Origin of the sequence: Alteromonas aestuariivivens (assembly GCF_003367475.1) — a bacterium.
GTDB classification, from domain to species: Bacteria; Pseudomonadota; Gammaproteobacteria; order Enterobacterales; family Alteromonadaceae; genus Alteromonas; species Alteromonas aestuariivivens.
Genome location: NZ_QRHA01000008.1, coordinates 80,706 through 103,063 on the forward strand (window position 1 = coordinate 80,706; position 22,358 = coordinate 103,063).

General features: G+C 50.4%; 15 protein-coding genes. 10 read left to right on the forward strand and 5 right to left on the reverse strand.

Annotation, left to right across the window (positions count from 1 at the left end; all coding sequences use genetic code 11):
* The first annotated feature begins 136 nt into the window (after positions 1 to 136).
* The 3 genes from DXV75_RS12160 to DXV75_RS12170 all read left to right on the forward strand — a co-directional run bounded on the left by DXV75_RS12160 (position 137) and on the right by DXV75_RS12170 (position 5,580).
* Positions 137 to 2,134 (forward strand): alpha/beta hydrolase family protein, encoded by a 1,998-nt coding sequence (locus tag DXV75_RS12160; RefSeq protein ID WP_115593697.1) that lies wholly within the window; start codon positions 137 to 139, stop codon positions 2,132 to 2,134.
* Positions 2,135 to 2,260: 126 nt separating this feature from the next.
* Positions 2,261 to 4,147 carry an alpha/beta hydrolase family protein gene (locus tag DXV75_RS12165; RefSeq protein WP_245953195.1) on the forward strand — a complete coding sequence of 629 codons (1,887 nt, stop codon included), beginning with the start codon at positions 2,261 to 2,263 and terminating at the stop codon, positions 4,145 to 4,147.
* A gap of 200 nt (positions 4,148 to 4,347) precedes the next feature.
* Positions 4,348 to 5,580 carry a multidrug effflux MFS transporter gene (locus DXV75_RS12170; RefSeq protein ID WP_115593779.1) on the forward strand — a complete coding sequence of 411 codons (1,233 nt, stop codon included), beginning with the start codon at positions 4,348 to 4,350 and terminating at the stop codon, positions 5,578 to 5,580.
* A gap of 34 nt (positions 5,581 to 5,614) precedes the next feature.
* On the opposite strand, the gene DXV75_RS12175 is transcribed toward DXV75_RS12170, so the two are convergent.
* Complete coding sequence (locus DXV75_RS12175; RefSeq protein ID WP_115593699.1) at positions 5,615 to 5,947, reverse strand: hypothetical protein; 333 nt, start codon at positions 5,945 to 5,947, stop codon at positions 5,615 to 5,617.
* 497 nt (positions 5,948 to 6,444) lie between these two features.
* On the reverse strand, positions 6,445 to 7,923 hold the full coding sequence (ilvC, locus tag DXV75_RS12180; RefSeq protein ID WP_115593700.1) for a ketol-acid reductoisomerase: 1,479 nt from the start codon (positions 7,921 to 7,923) through the stop codon (positions 6,445 to 6,447).
* Positions 7,924 to 8,075: 152 nt separating this feature from the next.
* Here ilvC and ilvY point away from each other — a divergent pair, with 152 nt between their 5' ends.
* Positions 8,076 to 8,939 (forward strand): HTH-type transcriptional activator IlvY, encoded by an 864-nt coding sequence (gene ilvY / locus DXV75_RS12185; RefSeq protein ID WP_115593780.1) that lies wholly within the window; start codon positions 8,076 to 8,078, stop codon positions 8,937 to 8,939.
* Here ilvY and DXV75_RS12190 read toward each other — a convergent pair.
* A complete protein-coding gene (locus DXV75_RS12190) occupies positions 8,921 to 10,438 on the reverse strand; it encodes a YifB family Mg chelatase-like AAA ATPase (RefSeq protein ID WP_115593701.1) in 1,518 nt (505 codons plus the stop codon). The two genes, ilvY and DXV75_RS12190, sit on opposite strands and share 19 nt — an antisense overlap.
* A gap of 498 nt (positions 10,439 to 10,936) precedes the next feature.
* Between DXV75_RS12190 and DXV75_RS12195 the strand changes: the two genes are divergently transcribed.
* Genes DXV75_RS12195 through ilvA form a run of 3 tightly spaced genes read left to right on the forward strand, consistent with a single transcriptional unit; the run spans position 10,937 to position 15,264 of the window.
* On the forward strand, positions 10,937 to 11,869 hold the full coding sequence (locus tag DXV75_RS12195) for a branched-chain amino acid transaminase (protein ID WP_115593702.1): 933 nt from the start codon (positions 10,937 to 10,939) through the stop codon (positions 11,867 to 11,869).
* A 21-nt stretch (positions 11,870 to 11,890) separates the two neighbouring features.
* The gene (gene ilvD, locus DXV75_RS12200; RefSeq protein ID WP_115593703.1) at positions 11,891 to 13,738 is read left to right on the forward strand and encodes a dihydroxy-acid dehydratase; all 1,848 of its coding nucleotides are present in this window, start codon (positions 11,891 to 11,893) and stop codon (positions 13,736 to 13,738) included.
* On the forward strand, positions 13,735 to 15,264 hold the full coding sequence (ilvA, locus tag DXV75_RS12205) for a threonine ammonia-lyase, biosynthetic (protein WP_115593704.1): 1,530 nt from the start codon (positions 13,735 to 13,737) through the stop codon (positions 15,262 to 15,264). The genes ilvD and ilvA overlap by 4 nt, the downstream gene beginning before the upstream one ends.
* A 90-nt stretch (positions 15,265 to 15,354) precedes the next feature.
* Here the strand turns inward: ilvA and plsB are convergent, their stop codons facing one another.
* Together plsB and DXV75_RS12215 are read right to left on the reverse strand one after the other, a co-directional pair.
* On the reverse strand, positions 15,355 to 17,799 hold the full coding sequence (gene plsB, locus DXV75_RS12210; protein ID WP_115593705.1) for a glycerol-3-phosphate 1-O-acyltransferase PlsB: 2,445 nt from the start codon (positions 17,797 to 17,799) through the stop codon (positions 15,355 to 15,357).
* A gap of 115 nt (positions 17,800 to 17,914) precedes the next feature.
* Positions 17,915 to 18,385, reverse strand: coding sequence for a GNAT family N-acetyltransferase (locus tag DXV75_RS12215; RefSeq protein WP_245953196.1), 471 nt, complete (start codon positions 18,383 to 18,385; stop codon positions 17,915 to 17,917).
* A 151-nt stretch (positions 18,386 to 18,536) separates the two neighbouring features.
* Here DXV75_RS12215 and lexA point away from each other — a divergent pair, with 151 nt between their 5' ends.
* The 3 genes from lexA (at position 18,537) to ctaD (ending at position 22,349) form a co-directional block, all read left to right on the forward strand.
* Positions 18,537 to 19,163: a transcriptional repressor LexA gene (gene lexA, locus DXV75_RS12220; RefSeq protein ID WP_115593706.1), complete on the forward strand. Its 627-nt coding sequence runs from the start codon at positions 18,537 to 18,539 to the stop codon at positions 19,161 to 19,163.
* Positions 19,164 to 19,610: 447 nt separating this feature from the next.
* On the forward strand, positions 19,611 to 20,732 hold the full coding sequence (gene coxB, locus DXV75_RS12225; RefSeq protein ID WP_115593782.1) for a cytochrome c oxidase subunit II: 1,122 nt from the start codon (positions 19,611 to 19,613) through the stop codon (positions 20,730 to 20,732).
* A gap of 9 nt (positions 20,733 to 20,741) precedes the next feature.
* Entirely contained in the window at positions 20,742 to 22,349 is a 1,608-nt protein-coding gene (ctaD, locus tag DXV75_RS12230; protein WP_115593707.1) for a cytochrome c oxidase subunit I, read from the forward strand.
* Positions 22,350 to 22,358: the final 9 nt, after the last annotated feature.

Below are 22,358 nucleotides of genomic sequence, written 5' to 3' on the forward strand. Positions count from 1 at the left end.
GTGCGGATAACAACTGTACCATTACAGGATTGGCATTTCCCTGGCGTCATTATATTATCGAATCGAAAGGTGGAACACCGAGATGCGATGCGAGGCAGTATTTCATCGTTACAGGATGTAAATTCAGGGAAGCAGTATGAAAGGATTTTTATTTAGGAACCCGTTAATTTGGGCAGGTTTGGTTGTGCTGGTGATAACCTCAGTACAGGCTGAGGACAATGCTCAAATTCCATCAGAAGCGTTTAGCGCCTTACCAAAATATCAATCTCCAAAATTATCTCCCTCTGGTGAGCGGGTTGCGTTCATTCAAAACTATTCTGGCGATGACGCAGTTTCAGTTTTGACAACCTATGACTTTTCCCAGGACAAATTTTTTGGATTGCTGAAATCCGATAATGAGAAAGTAAAAATTAACTGGTTTCGCTGGGTTAATGATGAACGGCTGGTGGTGTCTGCCCGTTATGAATCACGAGTGAGGCATGTGCGTTTCTATGAAACCAGGCTCTACAGTCTGAACTGGAATGACAAAGGCAGCGATGCTATCAATTTGGTCGACCCGCGCAGATTGAGCGCCACTAAGCGCAGCGCAGCACACACTCCCCAATTTCAGGATACCGTCGTTCACTGGTTACCCGATGACCCCGAACACATCCTCATGGCAATTGATGTCGATACACCTCTGCAGCCGTCTGTGTATAAGGTGAACGTGTACAAAGGCAATATGAAGCGCCTGCTGTGGGGAAAACGCAAAGTGCGGGACTGGCTGGCCGATCGGCAGGGCAATGTGCGAATTGGTATTTCACAGGATAACGAAACCGGTGAAACCCGTGTGCTGCTAAATGATGAAAACGATTGGCATACATTGTTTGAATACAATGCCATGCACGACAAACCAATATTTCCGCTTGGCTTCGATTTAGACCCCAATGTTTTGTACTACAAGGCTTACAAGGGCGATTATAAAACTCTGTACACCCTGAATCTGGCGACGGGTATTCATACCGAGGTGTACCATGACCCAGAGGCAGATATTGACGGCGGGTTGATTTACTCCACCAAAACCGGTGAGGCAATAGGTATTTACCATTCTGGGGCTGAAGATGGCAAGCACTTCTGGATAGACCATCATGGGCCTTTGCTTCGGGGGCTTAACGAAGCGTTACCGGATTTTCATAATGCTCTGGTTAGCTTCAGTGACGACGAGCAGAAATACATTTTGGGCATTGAATCAGACAGTAACCCAGGAGGTTATTTGTATGGTGACAGGTCTAAAGGTTCTCTGGAGCCGTTGTTTAACCAATATCCAGATGTGGACCCTGCAGACTTGGCAGAGCACAAATTGGTGCGATATTCCTCGCGGGATGGGTTAGAAATTGAAGGCTATTTAACGCTGCCGAAAACCGGTCAGGCACCTTTTCCTACCATTATTCATCCCCATGGAGGCCCGGGAGCAAGGGATTACAGCGGGTTTGACTACTGGACGGCCTTTTTTTCCAGCAGGGGCTATGCCGTGCTGAGGCCAAATTTTCGTGGTTCCTCAGGCTATGGATATGAATTTTCTCAGGCACAGATGCGCGGTTGGGGGCTACAAATGCAGGATGACATTACCGATGCTGCTCAGTGGATGATAGGTCAAGGGTACGCCAATCCAGAGAAAATGTGCATCGTCGGTGCCAGTTATGGCGGCTACGCAGCAATGATGGCAACGGTGAAAACTCCGGAGTTATTTAGCTGCGCAGTAAGCTTTGCCGGAGTGAGTGATTTGGAGCGGGTAGTTTATCGCAGTCGCTCGTTTACCAATGAAGAGTTTGTGAAAAATCAAATCGGTGACGATGACGATGACCTGGAAAAGCGCTCACCCATCAGTCATGTTGCAGGTATCAAAACACCAATTTTGTTGTTGCACGGTGAGGAAGATCGCGTAGTTCACGTGGAACAAAGCCGTGAGATGGCTGAAGAACTGGAAGATCTTAAGAAACCTTTTAAGTATGTGGAGCTTGAATCCGGCGATCACTATCTTTCGATTCAGCGAAATCGGCATAAAGTGTTTGCTGAGATGGATGCGTTTCTCGGGCTGTATCTGGGTCACTCGCATGTTGATGTGGCTGAGAATAAAAACGCAAGGGTTGAGTAGACTAAAGGAATTGGGTGAGCAGGTAAGCTTTACTTAGCAACTTTATAAAAGGGATGAAGTATGGGAAGTTTTTGGACTAAAGCAATAAAATCTTTGCTGATATTACTGATGATGAGTAGTCCGTGCATGGCTGAAGAAGTGGCCAACACGCCAGTTGAGGTTTTCAGTAATTTACCTGAATTTCAGCAGCCAAAGTTGTCTCCTTCAGGAACACGTCTGGCTTTTTTACAGAATTTTTACGGTAAAGACGAAGTCACCTTGCTGAAAACATTCGATATGAGCGAAGGCAAACTGTATGGTTTGCTGGCGTCAGACAATCAAAAAGTTAAAATCAACTGGTTTCGGTGGGCTAATGATGAGCGTCTGGTTGTTTCCGTCCGCTATGAGTCCAAACAAGATCATCTGCGCTACTACGAGACTAGGCTGTATAGTCTGAACTTCGATGAGCAAGCGACAAAACCACTCAATCTGATTGACTGGCGCCGGTTGCAGGACCCAACCCGTGACGCATTCCATACACCACAATTTCAGGATAATGTGATCAGCTGGCTACCGGATGACCCTGACCATATTCTGCTGGCTGTGGATATCGATGCCCCACTGCTGCCCACTGTGTATAAAGTTAACATCAACAACGCCAAAATGAGCCGATTGATCCGCGGTAAACTGAATATCCGGGATTGGATTGCCGATCAGCAGGGGAATGTTCGCATTGGTGTCAGCCTGGACTATGAATCAGGTGAAAGCCGCGTATTGTTGAGGGAGGAGGACGAGTGGCGAACCTTGTTTGCATTCAATGCTATGAAAGACAAACCGATAACACCTCTGGGCTTTGCAGCAGACTCAAACATTCTTTACTACAAGGCCTACAAAGGGAATTATCGAACACTTTACAAACTCAATCTTGCCGACAACACCCATACTGAAGTGCTTCATGATGAAGGTGCTGACGTGGACGGCGGGCTTATCTACTCATCCAAAACCCGTGATGCCATAGGCATTTACCATTCCAGGGCCGAAAATGGTGAGTATCACTGGCAGGATACGCGTCAGAAGTTTCAGAAGGCGCTGAGCAAAGCGTTGCCAGATGTGAGTACCACATTGATCAGCTTCAGCGAAGATGAACAGACCTACATTCTTTTCGCGGAGTCAGACACGAATCCGGGTCAGTATTTTCTGGGTGACCGCAAAACTGGAGCTCTGAAAGGGCTGTTTACCTTGTATTCCGAATTGGATATGGCTTCATTGCCAAAGCATAAGCGTTTGCGTTACCAGGCGCGGGATGGTGTAGAGATTGAAGGGTACCTGACGCTTCCCACAACGGGAGAAGCGCCTTTCCCCACCATTATTCACCCTCATGGCGGCCCCGGAGCGCGGGACTACGGTGGTTTTGATTATTGGACCGCTTATTTTTCAAATCGGGGTTATGCCGTTTTCCGGCCAAACTTTCGAGGGTCTTCTGGTTACGGATACGAATTTTCGCAGGCCCAGATGAAAGGTTGGGGGTTGGAAATGCAGGATGACATCACGGATGCCGCTAATTGGATGATTGACGAGGGTTACGCCAATCCTGAGAAAATGTGTATCGTCGGTGCCAGCTACGGTGGCTATGCTGCAATGATGGCAACGGTGAAAACGCCGGATTTGTTTACCTGTGCTGTGAGCTTTGCTGGCGTCAGTGAACTCGATATGTTGCTTTATCGCTCCCGGGGCTTTGCTAACGAGGAGTTTGTTGAAAATCAGATTGGCGATGACGACGACGATCTTGACGCTCGTTCGCCGATTACTTTCGTTGAAAAAATTAAGACACCAATTTTACTTATACATGGTGACGAAGACCGATCTGTGCATGTGGAGCAAAGCCGAAGAATGGCCAATGAGCTCGAAGACTACAACAAAACTTTCAAGTATGTGGAGCTGGAATCCGGCGATCACTATCTTTCGATTCAGAAAAACCGCCACAAGGCATTTGCTGAGATGGATGCATTTCTAAGCCAGTATCTCACCCTCTGAGTAGCAGAGCACCGTGATTGGCGACCTGTCAGACAGGTCGCCCTGATTTTGCCTACAGGCTATCGCACAACACACAAATTTAATTCATCGAGTATACGGGCTTTTGCAACTTTCAGTTACAATACCGCCTTTCCAATTTTTGACTCTGCGCCAGTTTCCGTTTGTTTGCAGAATTCAAATTAGCAGCGGTAACCGCTTTAATGTCAAAATCATCTCAAACCACCCACGCCACACCGACTCTTGGGCAGAAGGAATTTGTCGCCCTGATGGCACTGATGACTTCACTGGTGGCGTTAAGTATTGATGCCATGCTGCCAGCACTGGACCAGATAGGTGAAGCCATGCATGCAGCGTCTGCCAACGACGCGCATTTAATAGTGTCGATTTTTTTCGCGGGAATGGCACTGGGGCAGCTGTGTTTCGGCCCTTATTGTGACAGCCGGGGAAGGCGTGAAGCAATACTGTTGGGCTTGTGTATATTTGCCATCGGCACCTTGGTGTGTATGGTTGCCGATGATATGAATACCATGCTAGCCGGGCGTTTGATACAGGCTTTTGGAGTGTCTGGTCCGCGAATTGCGGCGCTTGCGATCATCAGGGACTTATACGTTGGCGATGCCATGGCCAGAGTAATGTCTTTCATTATGATGGTGTTTATTCTGGTACCCATGCTGGCTCCAATGATTGGCCAGGCAGTGCTGATAATGTTTTCCTGGCAGCACATATTCACGCTGTTTTTGTTGGTTTCTTTGCTTACGGGGATCTGGTTTTTCTCCCGGCAACCGGAAACACTGCCGGTGTCACGGCGTCAGCCTTTTTCTCCAGGGCAGTTTCTTCGTTCTTCGGGATACATACTTACCCACGGCTCTGTTATGGGCTACACCCTGGGTATGGGGTTCAATTTCGGTGCGTTTCTGGCGTATCTTAGTGCGTCACAAACCATATTTCAGGGTTTCTATGGTGCAGGTGAGTGGTTTCCTTATATCTTCGCAACCCTGGCGTTCTCAATAGGTCTGGCCTCGTACTTCAACGGCAAAATGGTCATGCGTTTTGGAATGAGTAAATTGTGCGATGTAGCGTCAATTGGTTGCATCGGGTTTGCAGTGGTATTTAACCTACTTTTGTTGGCCTATGACGGATTGCCTCCCCTGTTAGTCACGGTACCTGTGATGTTTGTGGGCTTTTTCTTTATTGGTATTCTGTTTGGAAATCTTAATGCCATGGCCATGCAACCTCTGGGCAGCATGGCTGGGCTGGGCGCCGCCATCATCGGTTCCCTGTCAAGTTTGTTTGCAGTGCCAATATCCTTGCTCATAGACCATTTTCTGGATGATAACCTTTACCCAATAGGCCTTGGATTTCTGGTTTTCTTTGCACTGACATGGATTTCGGTACGTTACGCCGAGCACGCCAAACAGCGTGAAGCTCAGTAAGCTCGCAAAAGTTTCATTGCTTTCCGGATGAATTCTACTTAACCAGCTGAATGCGTGGTCTGGGAGACTGGTTTTCCTCAACGTCCACAACTCTGGGCCAGCGCATTCCCTGTTTTACCCGATCGTAGTGAATCTGTTTCATTTCGAGCTGACGACAGAACTCGTAGAACGCCATACAATCTTCACGGCTGAGTTCCTCGTTGTTTCGGGTGAGTTGGGTGTCGATGTAAACATTGTCTCCGTTGATTGAGATAGTAGCGACACCGGAATAGGGTTGGCCGTATTCTGAAACTCTTAACGCCCGGACCATTTTTACTTCAAATATCCATTCGCCAATTTGGGTAAAGCGAGAGATGCCTGCTCGCATGAACAATCCTTTTCATTAAAGAGTAAATTTGGGGCTGGAGTTGCAGTAAAGCAAATTTCACGCCGTTGTATATTTTATAAACAAAATTGTGCCAGTATTTTTACACAAAGAATTTCACAGTTGCTCACGCAATCAGTATTTTTAAAGGTGTACGGGCCCGTTGAGCTAGATATGGTCAATTGGTGTTATTTATGGTCTCCGAGCTTTCGCATTTCAAAAACGGCTGTAATTGCCCGATTAAGTGTTTCAATTTGGCTACACAAGCTGTTTTTTTCTTACCTAATTTTCAAAAAAGCTGCGCCTACCAATGTAAATAACTTTCAAAGCTTAGCTTATTTACTGAAAAACATAATATTTTTTATGTGTATTTAATTAGCGCCAGGGGCAGTTTTTTTATATCTGTATAGGTGTAGTATTGATATTAATGGCATAAAAAAGCCCGACCAAATTGGTCGGGCAAGAGGGCTTGGTTAAGCACCTAACGACAGAAATCGTTGTTAGCCAATAATGGCTTTCATATCGGTCATGTAACCACGCAGAACTTTACCAATTTGTTCTACGCCGTGAGTACGAATGGCTTCGTTTACATCCACCAGTTGTTTGTTTTCGACCTGGTTGGAAGTGGAGGCCAATCCGCGTCCGATCACGCTGGTATCAATGCCAGGCATGAATTTTTCACGCAACAGGGGAACGGCCGCGTTGGCAAACAAATAGTTACCGTACTCTGCAGTGTCGGAAATCACCACGTTCATTTCATACAAACGCTTACGGGCGATGGTATTGGAAATTAACGGTGTTTCATGCAGAGATTCGTAATAAGCCGACTCTGGCAGGATGCCCGCTTCAACCATCACGTCAAATGCCAGTTCCACACCCGCTTTGATCATGGCGACTAACAGAATGCCGTGGTCGAAGAATTCCTGTTCACTGATCTCGCCTTCGTAAACCGGCGCGTTCTCAAAGCCACTTTCACCGGTTTCAGCGCGCCATTTCAGCAGGTTCGCATCGCCATTGGCCCAGTCTTCCATCATGGTACGGCTGAATTCACCGCTGATGATGTCGTCCTGGTGTTTTTCAAACAATGGGCGCAGCAGAGATTTCAGCTCTTCTGACAATGCATGCGCTTTTAGTTTTGCCGGATTGGACAGGCGATCCATCATGTTGGTCACGCCACCAATTTTCAGCGCTTCAGTGATGGTCTCCAGACCATACTGGATCAGCGCACCGGCGTAAGCAGGCTCGATATCGTTTGCGGTCATTTTTTCAAAAGCCAGAATCGCGGCCGCTTGCTGCATTCCACACAGGATGGTTTGCTCGCCCATCAGGTCAGATTTCACTTCGGCAACGAAGGAAGATTCCAATACCCCTGCGCGATCACCACCGGTTGCACTGGCCAGCGCCTTGGCGATGTCCCAGCCTTCACCGTTCGGATCATTTTCGGGGTGCACGGCAATCAGAGTTGGTACACCGAACCCGCGCTTGTATTCTTCACGCACTTCGGTGCCGGGGCACTTGGGAGCGCACATAACCACGGTGATGTCGGCGCGGATCTGCTGACCCTCTTCAACAATATTAAAACCGTGGGAATAGCCCAGTGCAGCGCCCTGCTTCATCAGCGGCATGACCGCTTCTACCACGCTGGCGTGTTGCTTGTCCGGAGTCAGGTTATAGACCAAATCGGCGCTCGGGATGAGTTCCTGATAAGTGCCTACAGTAAAGCCATTGCTGGTAGCACGTACGTAAGAATCACGCTTTTCATCAATAGCAGCCTGGCGAAGTGCATAAGACACATCCAAGCCGGAATCGCGCATATTCAAACCCTGGTTCAGACCTTGGGCACCGCAACCAACAATAACAATTTTCTTGCCTTTCAAGTGCTGACAGCCATCAGCAAATTCACTGCGCTGCATGAAACGACAGCGACCCAATTGGTCAAGCTGTTGGCGCAAAGATAGGGTATTAAAATAATTAGCCATAAAAAATTCCGAACATCATTTAGCTAGTCGTGTTTAACACCAGCCGTGGCGTTAAAGACCTCGTCATGACGACTTGCGGGCAGATTATCGGATCTCTTTTGTTTTGAAAAATGATATATTTGCAAAATAATATTGCAAAAAGTGAAATGATTATGGATATACGCAGCCTGCAATTGTTTAACCACCTGGCTACCAGCCTGCATTTTGGTGATACCGCTGATGCCATGTATGTGTCGCCGTCTACGCTCAGCAGAGTGATCCAGCGTCTCGAAGACGAATGTGGTTGTGTGCTGTTTAAACGCGACAACCGCAAAGTGGCGCTAACCCACGGCGGGCACAAGCTGCTGGATTTTTCGACTCAGGTGCTGAGTGACTGGCAGGCATTGCAGCAGGAACTTAAGAATGACAGTCAGGCTTTGCAGGGCGAAATTCGTCTTTACTGCTCGGTCACGGCCAGTCAAAGCCATTTGCCAGCGGTACTGCAGCGGTTCCGGCAACGCTATCCGGGAGTAGACATTCATCTGGTAACCGGCGATCCGGGGCTGGCCATCGACAAAGTCAAGCAACAGCAGTGCGACGTGGCCATTGCCATACTGGCACCGGATTTTCCCACCGACATGTTTTTCTCCAGCCTGGACAAAATACCGTTACGCCTGATTGCTCCGAAAGAATGGCGTTTATCTCATATCGATCAGCTGGACTGGCGCAAACACCGGGTGATCCTGCCCGAGTCCGGCCCCTCCCGCCGGGTAGTCCACCACTGGTTTGCGGAACATGGCATACGGCCAAATGTGTATGCTACGGTTGCCGGTAACGAAGCCATTGTCAGCATGGTTGCGCTGGGCTGCGGTGTCGGTTTTGTGCCCCAGGTGGTTTTGGACCATTCAAGCTTGGCGGCGAACGTCAGCACCATTCCGGTCAATGACATTGAGCCCTATGATATTGGTTTGTGTTGCCTGCAAAAGCGTCGCCAGGAGCCATTGATCAATGCATTGCTTCAGTTGGAACTGAGCTGACGTACCAGTGTGTCCAGTGCGCGATAACTCAACGCTTCGCTCAGGTGTACCCTGCCTACTGCAATGGATTGCTCCAAATCGGCAATGGTTCTGGCCACTTTCAGTGTACGATGGAAGGCGCGCATCGAGAGCTTCAGGCGTTCCGCCGCCTGTTGCAGAAAACGCAAATCCGCATCAGAAAGCCGGCATACGTCAGCCAGTTCCTGAGGGCACAGTAAGTGGTTGAGCTTAGCCTGGCGGTTCAGCTGAATGGTGCGTGCCAATTCAATGGCTTGTCTGGCCCTAAGAGCGGAATCCTTTTCCCCTTCAGGTTTTGCAGTAGCTATGGGATATTCGCCAAGACGGAGGACTTCCACTTGCAAATCCATGCGGTCCAGCAATGGGCCAGATAATCGGCTGAGGTAACGCTGCACCTGTTGCGGCGTGCTGCGCCCGTCTTCCACTTCACCGGTGGGGCTGGGGTTGAGCGCCGCGATGAGTTGAAATTGCGCGGGAAACTGGGCCTGCGCGTTGACCCGGGCAATATGAATGCTACCGGTTTCCAGCGGTTCCCGAAGTACATCCAGCGTTTTACGGCCGAATTCCGGAAGTTCATCAAGAAATAGCACACCTTTGTGCGCCAGGGATATTTCGCCGGGTGTGGGAATGGTGCCACCACCGGTGAGTGCAACAGCGGAACTGGTGTGGTGTGGGCTGCGAAATGGTCTGCGATACATGTGTTGCAGGTCAGGGGCTTGCCCTTTTAAAGAGTACAGGGCTGCTACTTCCAATGCTTCTTCGGTGGAAAGTGGTGGCAACAAATCAATCAGCCGACTGGCAAGCAAACTTTTTCCTGTGCCGGGAGGGCCAACAAACAGCAAATGGTGAGACCCCGCCGCTGCGATGGTCAATGCCCGCTTGGGCATTGACTGACCAATAATGTCGTCCCATTTGGGCAATACCTCTGAGGGGGGAGAACTAATGTCACTGCACTCAGAAGTAAGCGGGCTGACCCCGTTAAGGTGATTGACGATATCTACCAGAGAACCGGCGGCATAGTGAGTGGCCCTGTCGACCAAATCCAGTTCGGCCCGATTTCCTTGTGGAAAATACAGCGCACGTTTTTGAGCGCGGGCCGCCAGGGCCACCGGAATAAGCCCGCGGACGGCGCGCATATCGCCGGTCAGACCCAGCTCGCCTACAAATTCAGCCTGTTGCAATGAGGCGGGATTGATAACCTGGGTTGCAGCCAGGATCCCCAGTGCAATGGGCAGGTCGTAACGGCCACCGTATTTCGGGATGGTTGCAGGGGCAAGATTTACCGTAATACGTCGGGCCGGGAATTCAAACCCACTGTTGATCAGGGCACTGCGTACCCGCTCCCTCGCTTCCTTAACACTGGTTTCCGCCATGCCCACCAGATGAAAAGCCGGCAGGCCATTTGCGAGGTGCACTTCTACCCTAACCTGAGGGGCTGTTATACCTTCACCTGCCCGGGTCAGTATTTTGGCCACCGCCATGACTTGCTCTCCCTGAATTCTCCTTGCACAGCATAACCTCAGCGTTTTATGTGGATAACTGGCTTCAGTGTCAGGAAATCGGTGCCCTCAGGTTAGCGTTCGATTAGAAACCGGTACAGGCAAATAACTTGATCAGCCGCACGCATTCGTGATATTAGTTTACCCTCAAGCGCATTGAACGGTCAGCCAGCCGATAAATGCCGGGCAAGGGCTGCCCGAACTTGAACCACTTCCGAACAATCATTTACAGGTGTTTACCTGTCATAAGCTGCGTGTTGCGGCCTCCTTTATGCCGGTTTGAAATCCTGGAGATTTCGTATGCCCGGATCTACCAAAACTGTTTTTGGATTTGAACGCCAGTGTCAATTTTGCTGTGCAATCGATTCGATACGCTGTTGGGCGTTGCCCTCGGGTCATGTATGATTCGTCCAGATAATTAACCTGCCATTAACAGGCAGCCTTGGGAGTAAATGACTCCTGCTTTTTTAAGGATTAAACATGGCTAAGCAACTTGCTGAATATATTTGGTTTAACGGCAAAATCGTCCCTTGGAAAGAAGCCACTGTGCATGTGATGACCCATGCCATTCATTACGGCTCTTCCGTGTTTGAAGGGATCCGTGCTTACAATACACCGGACAAAGGAACCTGTGTGTTTCGATTGAACGAGCACAACCGCCGTCTGTTCGATTCAGCGAAAATTTACCGGATGACCATCCCTTACAGTCTGGAAGAAATCAATCAGGCGACCGTAGACATCATCCGTGAAAACAACCTTAAGTCCGCCTACATTCGTCCAATTGCATTTTATGGCGACATAGGTATGGGCCTGCAGGTGCCGTTCGGAACTGAAACTGAAGTGACCATCGCGGCCTTTGAGTGGGGCGCTTATCTGGGTGAAGAAGCTCTGAAAAACGGTGTGGATGCCGGCATTTCTTCCTGGAACCGCCTGGCTGCCAACACCATGCCTACCGGCGCGAAGGCGGGTGGTAACTACCTGTCATCCCAGCTGATTTCGATGGAAGCCCGCCGTCATGGTTACGGCGAAGGTATTGCTCTGGATCGCAACGGCTTTATCAGTGAAGGTGCTGGCGAAAACATTTTCATTATCCGCAATGGGGTGGTCAGTACCACACCGAAAACAGCGGCCATTCTGCCGGGGATTACCCGCGACACCGTAATCACCTTGCTCAAGGAAATGGGCTACGAGATCCGCGAAGAGAACATTGCCCGTGAAGCCATGTATCTGGCCGATGAAGTCTTTATGTGTGGCACTGCTGCGGAAGTTACCCCGGTACGCAGTGTGGACGGTATCCAGGTTGGCAGCGGTTCCCGCGGTCCCATTACCAAGCAGGTGCAAGACATGTTCTTCGGCCTGTTCAACGGCAGCACGCCAGACAAGTGGAACTGGTTGACCCCGGTTTATAAGTAATCTGAATTTTTGGAAAGTATTATGCCCAAGTTACGATCTGCAACCACCACCCAAGGAAGAAACATGGCCGGTGCCCGCGCGTTGTGGCGCGCCACCGGAATGAAGGACTCGGATTTTGGTAAGCCCATTATTGCCGTAGCCAACTCATTCACTCAGTTCGTACCTGGGCATGTGCACCTTAAGGACATGGGGCAACTGGTGGCCCGCAGTGTGGAAGCCGCTGGTGGTGTTGCCAAGGAGTTCAATACCATTGCGGTAGATGACGGCATTGCCATGGGGCACAGCGGTATGCTGTACAGCCTACCCTCGCGGGAAATTATCGCCGACTCGGTGGAATACATGGTTAATGCCCACTGTGCTGATGCACTGGTGTGCATTTCCAACTGCGACAAAATCACCCCTGGGATGCTGATGGCGGCCATGCGCCTGAACATACCGGTAGTGTTTGTCTCTGGCGGCCCGATGGAAGCGGGTAAAACCAAGCTGTCTGATCAGCTGATCAAGCTGGATCTGGTTGATGCCATGGTGGCCGCAGCCGATGACAGAGTCAGCGACGCCGACACCAATGAAATTGAACGTTCTGCCTGCCCGACCTGCGGTTCCTGCTCCGGTATGTTTACGGCCAACTCCATGAACTGTCTGACCGAAGCACTGGGCCTGTCTCTGCCGGGCAATGGCTCATTGCTGGCAACCCATGCGGACCGCGAAGGCCTGTTCAAGCAGGCCGGTGAGCTGGTGGTGGAGCTGTGTCAGCGCTGGTACGGTAACGAAGATGAGACTGCCCTGCCCCGCAATATTGCCAATTTCAGGGCGTTTGAAAACGCCATGAGTCTGGACATTGCCATGGGAGGCTCCACCAACACCATTCTGCATTTGCTCGCCGCAGCCATGGAAGGTGAAGTGCCATTTACCATGTCAGATATCGATCGTCTGTCCCGTCAGGTACCACACCTGTGCAAGGTGGCACCATCTACGCCGCTGTATCATATGGAAGACGTACACCGGGCTGGCGGTGTTATGGGGATCCTTAACGAACTGAACAAAGCCGGATTGTTGCATGACGATGTGCCCCATGTACTGGGCAGCACATTGGGTGCAGTGATTTCCGAGTGGGATATCACCCGCGATAACCCTAAGGCGGACATCTTTTTCCGTGCCGGCCCCGCCGGAATTCGCACTACGAAAGCGTTCAGCCAGGATTGTCGCTGGCCGGATGCGGACAGCGATCGCCAAACCGGCTGTATACGCGATAAAGAACACGCTTACAGCCAGGACGGCGGACTGGCGGTGCTGTATGGCAACCTGGCTGAGGACGGATGCATTGTTAAAACCGCTGGTGTGGATGAATCGATTCTGCGTTTCACTGGCCGTGCGCGAATTTTCGAGAGCCAGGATGACGCGGTTGCCGGTATTCTGGCAGACCAAATTCAGGCCGGTGATGTGGTGATCATTCGTTACGAGGGGCCGAAGGGTGGCCCGGGTATGCAGGAAATGCTTTACCCCACGTCTTACCTCAAATCCAAGGGCCTGGGCAAATCCTGTGCTCTGATTACAGACGGGCGTTTTTCCGGCGGTACCAGCGGCCTGTCTATCGGTCACTGTTCACCGGAAGCGGCCAGTGGCGGTGGCATCGGGCTGGTGGAAGAAGGCGATACCATTGTGATCGATATACCTAACCGTACTATTAACGTAGACATCAGCGATGATGAAATGGCCCGTCGCCGTGCTGCGATGGAAGCCAGTGCGCGCCCATGGCGTCCGAAAGATCGTCAGCGTGAAGTATCGTTGTCACTGAAAACCTTTGCCATGCTGGCTACCAGCGCAGACAAAGGCGCGGTGCGTGACCCGTCGAAACTGGAAGATTTATGAGCGTAAGCGATCACGACTACTTAAAGAAAGTTCTGCTGGCACCGGTTTACGACGTTGCGGTTAGCAGCGAACTGGTGCTGATGTCCCGTTTTTCACAGGAACTGGAAACAGAAGTTTACCTTAAGCGGGAAGATCAACAGCCGGTCAAATCTTTCAAATTGCGCGGAGCCTACAACCGCCTGTGCACCCTGACGCCAGAGCAGGCCGCCGCCGGAGTGATTGCTGCTTCTGCAGGCAACCATGCTCAGGGCGTGGCCTATGGGGCGCGGATGAAAGGAATTCAGGCCACCATTGTAATGCCGGAAACCACTCCGGACATCAAGATTGAAGCGGTGCGACGCTTTGGCGGCAAGCACGTCAATGTGGTTTTGCATGGCACCAGTTTTGACCAGGCCGCCGGCCATGCCCGCCAGCTCAGTGAAGCCCACGGTTACACTTTTGTACCGCCGTTTGATGACCCGGATGTGATTGCCGGGCAAGGCACTGTGGCCCGTGAGCTGCTGGAGCAAAACCCCAAACTTGATGTGGTGTTTGTGGCCGTTGGCGGTGGTGGTCTGGCTGCCGGTATTGCGGTGTATCTCAAACAGCTCAGGCCAGAGATCAAAATTGTTGCGGTGGAATCGGAAGAGTCGGCTTGCTTCGCTGCTGCCAGGCAAGCCGGTGAGCCGGTAGCGTTGCCGACAGTCGGCATTTTCGCCGATGGCGTGGCAGTGAAAATTATGGGGCAGGAGACCTTCCGACTGTGCAATCGCTTTGTGGATGAGGTGATGACGGTTTCTAATGATGAAATCTGTGCTGCCATCAAGGACATTTTCGATGACACCCGGGTGATTGCCGAACCTGCCGGAGCACTGTCGGTCGCTGCCATTCGCAAATATTCCAAGCACAATGATCTTAAAGGCCAGAAAGTGGCCGGCATTTTATGCGGTGCCAATATCAACTTTCATACCTTGCGTTACGTTTCAGAGCGTTGTGAATTGGGTGAGCAGAAAGAAGCGGTGTTTGCGGTGAAGATTCCCGAACGACCGGGCGCGTTCAAGCAGTTTTGCGATTGTTTGGGTGGCAAAGCCATTACCGAATTCAACTACCGGTATGCCAATGAGAACGAGGCTCACATTTTTGTCGGCGTAAAACTCAAAGGTGGCAAACCGGAGTTTACCGAATTGCGCGAGAGTCTGACTGGCCAGGGTTACGAAAGTTTTGATCTTTCAGACAATGAGCTGGCCAAGCTGCACGTGCGGCATATGGTGGGCGGGCGCCCTCCAACGCTGTTGAATGAAACCGTTTTTGCGTTTGAATTTCCGGAATACCCAGGGGCATTGCTGAATTTCCTCAACACATTGGGTGAACGCTGGAACATTACCCTGTTCCATTATCGCAATCATGGTGCTGCCGAAGGTTTGGTACTGGCAGGGTTTGATATTCCGCCGCAAAGCCGGGAGGCGTTCAACCAGCACCTTGAAGCACTGAACTATCAGTGCACTGATGTGACAGAGAACCCAGCGTATCGGTTCTTTTTGTCGTAAGGGTTTTGATTGCTGGCGGAATCAACAAAAAGTAAAACGGGGCCACAGGGCCCCGTTTCACTTTTACAAACTGCAAATTACGCGCTGCGTTTAATGCAGTTCCACATTTTTAAGGTGCTGTACAATTTCCGGCCACACCAGCGCCATCACATCCTGGCGCAGAGCGTCGCTTTCCTCAGAGTACTTCAGGCTGCCGTCTGGTGTTGAATCCAGCCAGTGATTCTCACGCAATGCGTTGATGAAACTGCCCAGTACATTCTTATCGTAGAACTCAGGTGAACTCATGCCATAAAGCGCGGACAATCGCTCTGCTACTGTGCGGCTGGTTTTTTCCAGCTGGCTGCGGCTGATCACCCTTTCCTGCTCAATAATGGTTAGCACCACAGCATAACGCTGAAAAGTTTCCTGCATACAGCGGCTCAGCAGCCAGGCACTGTGGAAGGTTTTGTCCTGGGTATCCGGCGGAGCTACCAAAGTATCGCGCTGTTTGAGCAGGCCCATTTCGGTTAGGGCATCAATTAACTGTGCGGTGTAGGCCAGGGCTTCATCTTGGCTCTTATACATGAAAAGTTCGCGCTGTAGCAGCGGGTACAAGGCTGCAACCAGCTGTAAAATGGCGGTTTTTTCCATCCCCTTGTGAGCAAATACAGCCGCCATGATTACACCAGGTAACGCAAACAGATGCAGAATATTGTTGCGGTAATAGGTCAGATACACATCGGAATCAGGCTGAGGGCGAATAAGGCTGCCAAACCCGTCTTCGTTTACATCAAAACGATTCAGTTTTAGGGTTGATTCAAGCAGCGACTCTGCGCTTTCATCCGGAATGGTCATGTCCTTGCTGTATGGACACTGGCGTAGCAATGAGGTGTAGTCCGCGATGGCCTGGGTCAGTTCAGACCGGCTCATGGTGTGGGTTTTGGACGACAACATACACAACGATGTCAGTGCCATACCATTAATGGCTGCCGAACGGTTGATACGCAGCATAACCTGATTGGCCAGCTCGTTAACTGTTGGGGTTAGCCAACCGGGTTTTTTGTCATGATCATCGGGCAGGCTTTCGCGCCAGTTGGGGACAGACTTTTCGAGGAATTGATTGACCTGGATGGGTTCTCCGAAGTTCACATACCCATGGCCGTAGTTTTTCAGTTTGCGAATGGCAGAAAACACCTGCAGGTTGGACTCTTTCTTTTTGCCCGTGCCTTTCAATTCGCTCAGGTAGCTTTTTACTTCCATCACGTTTTCGTAGCCGATGTAAACCGGCACTATGCTGACCGGCCGGTTCACACCTTTCAAAATGGCTTGCAGGGTCATGGCCAGCATGCCGGTTTTGGGCGGGATAAGCCGGCCAGTGCGGCTGCGCCCCCCTTCCGGGTAATATTTAACGGAATAACCTTTGTTGAACAGCAGCTCCAGATACTCCCTGAATACCGCAGTGTAAAGTTTGTTACCGGCAAAACTGCGGCGCAGAAAGAACGCCCCGCCACAGCGGAATATTTTCCCGACCGGCCAGAAATTCAAATTGATGCCTGCCGCAATATGTGGGGTGACCATGCCTTCGTGGTAAATAACGTACGTTAGCAGCAGATAATCCATGTGGCTGCGATGGCATGGCACATAAACGATTTCATGCCCATTGTTGGCCAGTTCCCGAATACGCTCGGCGTGACCGACACTGATGCCGTTGTATATTTTGTTCCAGATGCGGGTCAGCAACCGATCGCCGAAGCGAATCAGGCCCTCCCGGTAGTCTGCGGCGATTTCGTCGATGTATTTTTTGGCCTTGGCTCTGGTTTCTTCGGTTGATGCGTTCTTATGGCTGGCTTCTTCGCCTATGGCTCTTCTTACACTTTTGGAACCCAGTACCGAGTTATACAGTTCCTGCCTTTCCAGCAGAGTTGGGCCGGTCATACTCTGGCGCTTTCTGTGAAAGTGAGTACTTGCCACACGAACCAGTTTCTGGGCAATTTGGCGATCTGAGCCGTGTTGGTTCGACATCGAACTGGCGGAAACGGCTTTACTGAAGCTGATGAAATTGTCGCGGCCCAAGAACAACACTATAAAAAGCTTGCGCAGCCAGCTGGGCGCAGCTTTATCTGCGATTAAGTCGGCGATCCCGGGTTTGCCGCCGCCGGGAGCCCGGCCCCAGGACACAAACACGGGCACTACCTGAACGTCCAGATCTGGGTGATCCCGGTGCAGATGAAACAATTCCGAAAACACTTCTTCAATGTGGGTACCGGACGCCTTGGAGGCAAATATGGGCTGGGTTTTGCGCAAAAAAAGACTGGTAGGATATTGCTTGCCGCCAAGTTCCAGTTCTTCGGTCGGGCTGGGTAAACTCAGCTTCTCAGTGGCCATACGCAGAGCCAACTGGTCGGTGACCGAGTTACTGGGTAACAAATAGATAATTGGACGTTTCTTATCGATTCCCAGTTCGCTTTCAACATCAGCAGGAATGCTGTGGGGTTTTACCAGCCATCTAACGGGATAATGAAACACGGACAACAGTGTTTTGCGCATCCACGACATGTAATGAAAATCCTGTGTAATTTAATCCGGCGAAGTTTACCACACATGCAGTGCGATTCCCTCTTCAGTTAAGCACATAAAACGCGCTGTAACCGGTGACTTGTGGTAACAAGCGCTATTTTTTGACAAATCGCATAGCGACGTTACATCGCTCGTAGGCACAACCGTAATGTTGCATTATTTGAGCGTCGTGAACGAAGCCGAGCTTTTCATAAATATGAATGGCCGCCTCGCATTTGGTGTTGGTGAGTAAAAACAGGGTGTCATAAGCAATCGTTTCTGCACGCTCCAGCACGTGTGCAAGCAAATGTTTGCCCACATTTAACCCGCGGGCATGTTCGCTTACACCCATTTTCGTGAGTTCAAATACACCCTCGGCCTTTTTCATCAGGGCACAGGTGCCAACGATACCTGCCGGCGGTAATTCTGCGAACCAGATGTACCCTCCCCGGTTGATAATGTATTCCTGCGGGTGGCATATGACCTGCTCATCAATAGGTTCCAGTTCAAACATGCTTTCAATCCACTGGCGATTGATGCGTTCGAAATGGTCACTGAGTTCTGGGCTAAAATCTCTAAAAATCATCGGGTAACATGGTTTGGTAACAGCCGGGTCAGCAAAGTTTATCGGCAGCACGCCGGGCTATCCAGAGATTTTGCCTGTCTCTCAGCAAATCCTTGCGATTTGGCTTCAACTGTATATACTGCCAGGAACTGTATAGAAAAACAGGCTGGTTATGCGTCCACTAACTCCCCGACAAACAGAAGTGCTCGAACTGATAAAGTCCACCATGCAGGATACCGGCATGCCGCCCACCCGCGCGGAAATCGCCCGTCAGTTGGGGTTTAAATCCGCCAATGCAGCCGAAGAGCACCTCAAGGCACTGGCTCGTAAAGGTGTGATTGAAATTTTGCCCGGAACGTCCAGGGGGATCAAACTGAATGTCGAGCTGGATGCCCAGAATGACGAAGATCAGGGGTTGCCTCTGATTGGACGGGTTGCCGCCGGTGAGCCTATTCTTGCGCAGGAACACGTTGAAGCGCACTACAAAGTTGATCCTGATTTGTTTCGCCCGCATGCTGATTTTTTGCTGCGGGTAAACGGTATGAGTATGCGGGATATTGGCATTCTGGACGGGGACCTGCTAGCCGTTCACCGTACAACCGATGTGCATAATGGGCAGGTTGTAGTAGCCCGGGTTGACGAAGATGTAACCGTAAAGCGTCTCGAAAAACGGGGCCGTGAAGTATTACTGCATGCGGAAAACGAGGAATTTTCTACCATCAAAGTGGATTTGGCGTCGCAGCCGTTCTCCATTGAAGGCATCGCAGTCGGCGTTATTCGTAACGCCGACTGGATGTAACTTTGGGGGATCCCTGCTCAAATTTTATAAAACGGCCGTAAGGCCGTTTTTTTTGCCGTGACACCCAGTAATCCTGAACGTTCTTTTCAATCAAACCTCGCAAAATCACCGCTAAATTGTCGTCTTCTCGTGCATTTGTTGGCACAAAATGCACTTTTCTTGCAATTACTTTGATCGCAAATAGTGATGCTGGGCTGTTTAAAAAACATACAAAATCACTGATTTTTCTAACAAAAGACTAGACTCCTGAAATAAAGTGCGCAATTCTTGTACTGCAATTAACACGGCAATAACAAAAATCTATACTAACATTTACAAAAAGCTATATCTCAGACAACGACAATCGGTTTTGAGCCGTCACTGACTTACCACGGGCAGCAGATGGCTCACCCTTTACGGAGGTGTTGGGTGAAACGACTCACGAGCAGCGTAACTGTGGTTCTGGCAATGTTGGCGACTTCGATATTTTCGAGCGCCTTCGCGGTGCAAACGACGGAGGATGGGGGTGCCCTGAACCTGAGACGGGGCGTAACGGATATCAGCGGTCAGGTATATGACCTGCACATGCTGATGTTTTCTATCTGCGTGGTGATTGCAGTGGTGGTTTTTGGTGCCATGTTTATCTCCATGTATTTGCATCGTAAATCCCGCGGTGCAAAGCCCGCAAACTTCCACGAAAACGTCAAAGTGGAAATTGCCTGGACGGTTGTACCTTTTTTAATTCTGATTTTTATGGCCGTTCCGGCAGCAAAAACCCTGATAGCCATGGAAGACACCACTCAGCCTGATCTGACAGTCCAGGTTACCGGCTCCCAATGGAAGTGGCATTACAAATATATGGATAGCGATGTTGAATACTATTCATTGCTGGCCACGCAACAGGAACAAATTGCCAATAAGTTTTCCAAGGGTGAGAACTATCTGCTGGAAGTAGACCGGCCTTTGGTGATCCCGACCGGGAAAAAAGTGCGTTTTCTCATTACCTCCGACGACGTAATTCATTCTTGGTGGGTACCGGATTTTGCGGTGAAAAAAGATGCCAATCCGGGCTTCATCAACGAGGCCTGGACCAAGGTAAATGAACCCGGTGTGTACCGCGGGCAGTGCGCAGAACTGTGCGGCAAGGATCACGGGTTTATGCCGATTGTGGTGATTGCGAAAGAGCCTGCGGAATATGACGCCTGGATGGCGGAGCAGGAGGACATTCAGCGCCGCGCTAAAGAAGAAGAGCAGCGGTTGCTGGCGATGAATATGTCGATGGAAGAGATGATGCGTGAGGGAGAGCGTGTATACAACGCTACCTGCGCAGCTTGTCATATGCCCAGTGGCGAGGGGTTACCCGGAGTCTTCCCGGCACTTAAGGGCAGCCCTATGGTACTTCAGGACATAAATGCGCACATCGATATCGTATACAACGGCAAGGCAGGTACGGCCATGCAGGCATTTGGCAAAATGTTGAGTCTAAAAGACATTGCTGCCGTGGTGACTTATGAGCGAAACGCTTGGGGTAACAATACCGGCGATCTTGTGCAACCCAAAGACGTCAACGCAGTAGCGACGGGAAACTAGGAGACGATCATGACTAAAGCAACGGACATTGTGGGCGCTGCCGATCACGGTCACGACGAGCATCACGAACACCATATTCCCAAAGGTATTACCCGCTGGCTGTTTACAACCAACCACAAGGACATTGGTACTCTCTATCTGTGGTTTGCATTCATCATGTTTTTGGTTGGTGGCGCCATGGCGATGGTGATTCGGGCGGAATTGTTTCAGCCCGGGTTGCAGATTGTTGATCCAAACTTCTTTAATCAGATGACCACCGTACATGGCCTTATCATGGTATTTGGCGCGGTTATGCCGGCCTTTACCGGGTTGGCGAACTGGCTGGTGCCCATGATGATAGGGGCGCCGGATATGGCGTTACCCCGCATGAACAACTGGAGCTTTTGGATCCTGCCATTTGCGTTCCTGATTTTGTTATCCAGCCTGTTTATGGAAGGGGGCGGCCCGGCCTTCGGGTGGACTTTCTACGCTCCGCTGTCCACCACTTACAGCAGTGACAGCACCGGATTATTTGTGTTCTCCGTACATATTATGGGGATTTCCTCAATCATGGGGGCCATTAACGTCATTGTGACCATATTCAACATGCGTGCACCCGGTATGACCTGGATGAAAATGCCGCTGTTTGTCTGGACCTGGCTGATTACCGCATTTTTGCTGATTGCCGTAATGCCGGTTTTGGCGGGAGCGGTGACCATGGTACTGACCGACAAGTTTTTTGGTACCAGCTTTTTTGATGCCGCAGGCGGTGGCGACCCTGTAATGTTCCAGCATATTTTCTGGTTCTTCGGTCACCCTGAAGTGTACATCATGATCCTGCCCGCATTTGGCATCATCTCACAAATCATTCCTACTTTTTCCCGCAAAAAACTTTTTGGCTATGCCTCAATGGTGTATGCCACAGCATCCATCGCACTGTTGTCATTTATTGTGTGGGCTCACCATATGTTTACCACTGGCATGCCGGTGTTTGCAGAAATGTTTTTCATGTTTGCGACCATGCTGATATCTGTGCCTACCGGAGTGAAGGTCTTCAACTGGGTTGCCACCATGTGGCGGGGGTCAATGAGCTTCGAAGTGCCCATGCTGTTCGCGATTGCCTTTATTGTGCTGTTTACCATTGGGGGGTTGTCGGGATTGATGCTGGCTATCACACCAGTAGATTTCCAGTACCACGATACATATTTTGTGGTAGCCCACTTCCATTATGTGCTGGTAACCGGTGCGGTGTTCTCGATTATGGCGGCAGTCTATTACTGGTTGCCCAAGTGGACCGGCCGTATGTTTGATACCGGTCTGGCCAAATGGCATTTCTGGTGCTCGCTGGTTTCGGTCAATGTGCTGTTCTTCCCTATGCATTTTGTTGGGTTGGCGGGTATGCCGCGACGTATTCCGGACTATTCCCTGCAATTTGCCGATTTCAATAAATGGATAAGTATCGGGGGCTTCGCATTTGGACTTTCACAGCTGATCTTCCTGGTGGTTGTGATAAAGGCTTGCCGCAAGCAAGGGGAAAAAGTCAGTGATCAGGTGTGGGAAGGGGCCGATGGCCTGGAATGGGAAATCCCCTCCCCTGCGCCTTACCACACATTTGAAACACCTCCGGTTGTGAAGTAGGAATTGGAT

What these genes read in the sequence shown, in the direction of transcription:
- DXV75_RS12175 (WP_115593699.1), bottom strand. Translation starts at nt 5,947, where the DNA reads ATGCGAGCAGGCATCTCTCGCTTTACCCAAATTGGCGAATGGATATTT.
- ilvD (WP_115593703.1), top strand. Translation starts at nt 11,891, where the DNA reads ATGCCCAAGTTACGATCTGCAACCACCACCCAAGGAAGAAACATGGCC.
- ilvC (WP_115593700.1), bottom strand. Translation starts at nt 7,923, where the DNA reads ATGGCTAATTATTTTAATACCCTATCTTTGCGCCAACAGCTTGACCAA.
- DXV75_RS12195 (WP_115593702.1), top strand. Translation starts at nt 10,937, where the DNA reads ATGGCTAAGCAACTTGCTGAATATATTTGGTTTAACGGCAAAATCGTC.
- DXV75_RS12165 (WP_245953195.1), top strand. Translation starts at nt 2,261, where the DNA reads ATGGCTGAAGAAGTGGCCAACACGCCAGTTGAGGTTTTCAGTAATTTA.
- DXV75_RS12190 (WP_115593701.1), bottom strand. Translation starts at nt 10,438, where the DNA reads ATGGCGGTGGCCAAAATACTGACCCGGGCAGGTGAAGGTATAACAGCC.
- DXV75_RS12160 (WP_115593697.1), top strand. Translation starts at nt 137, where the DNA reads ATGAAAGGATTTTTATTTAGGAACCCGTTAATTTGGGCAGGTTTGGTT.
- plsB (WP_115593705.1), bottom strand. Translation starts at nt 17,799, where the DNA reads ATGTCGTGGATGCGCAAAACACTGTTGTCCGTGTTTCATTATCCCGTT.
- DXV75_RS12170 (WP_115593779.1), top strand. Translation starts at nt 4,348, where the DNA reads ATGTCAAAATCATCTCAAACCACCCACGCCACACCGACTCTTGGGCAG.
- ilvA (WP_115593704.1), top strand. Translation starts at nt 13,735, where the DNA reads ATGAGCGTAAGCGATCACGACTACTTAAAGAAAGTTCTGCTGGCACCG.
- lexA (WP_115593706.1), top strand. Translation starts at nt 18,537, where the DNA reads ATGCGTCCACTAACTCCCCGACAAACAGAAGTGCTCGAACTGATAAAG.
- coxB (WP_115593782.1), top strand. Translation starts at nt 19,611, where the DNA reads ATGTTGGCGACTTCGATATTTTCGAGCGCCTTCGCGGTGCAAACGACG.
- ilvY (WP_115593780.1), top strand. Translation starts at nt 8,076, where the DNA reads ATGGATATACGCAGCCTGCAATTGTTTAACCACCTGGCTACCAGCCTG.
- DXV75_RS12215 (WP_245953196.1), bottom strand. Translation starts at nt 18,385, where the DNA reads ATGATTTTTAGAGATTTTAGCCCAGAACTCAGTGACCATTTCGAACGC.
- ctaD (WP_115593707.1), top strand. Translation starts at nt 20,742, where the DNA reads ATGACTAAAGCAACGGACATTGTGGGCGCTGCCGATCACGGTCACGAC.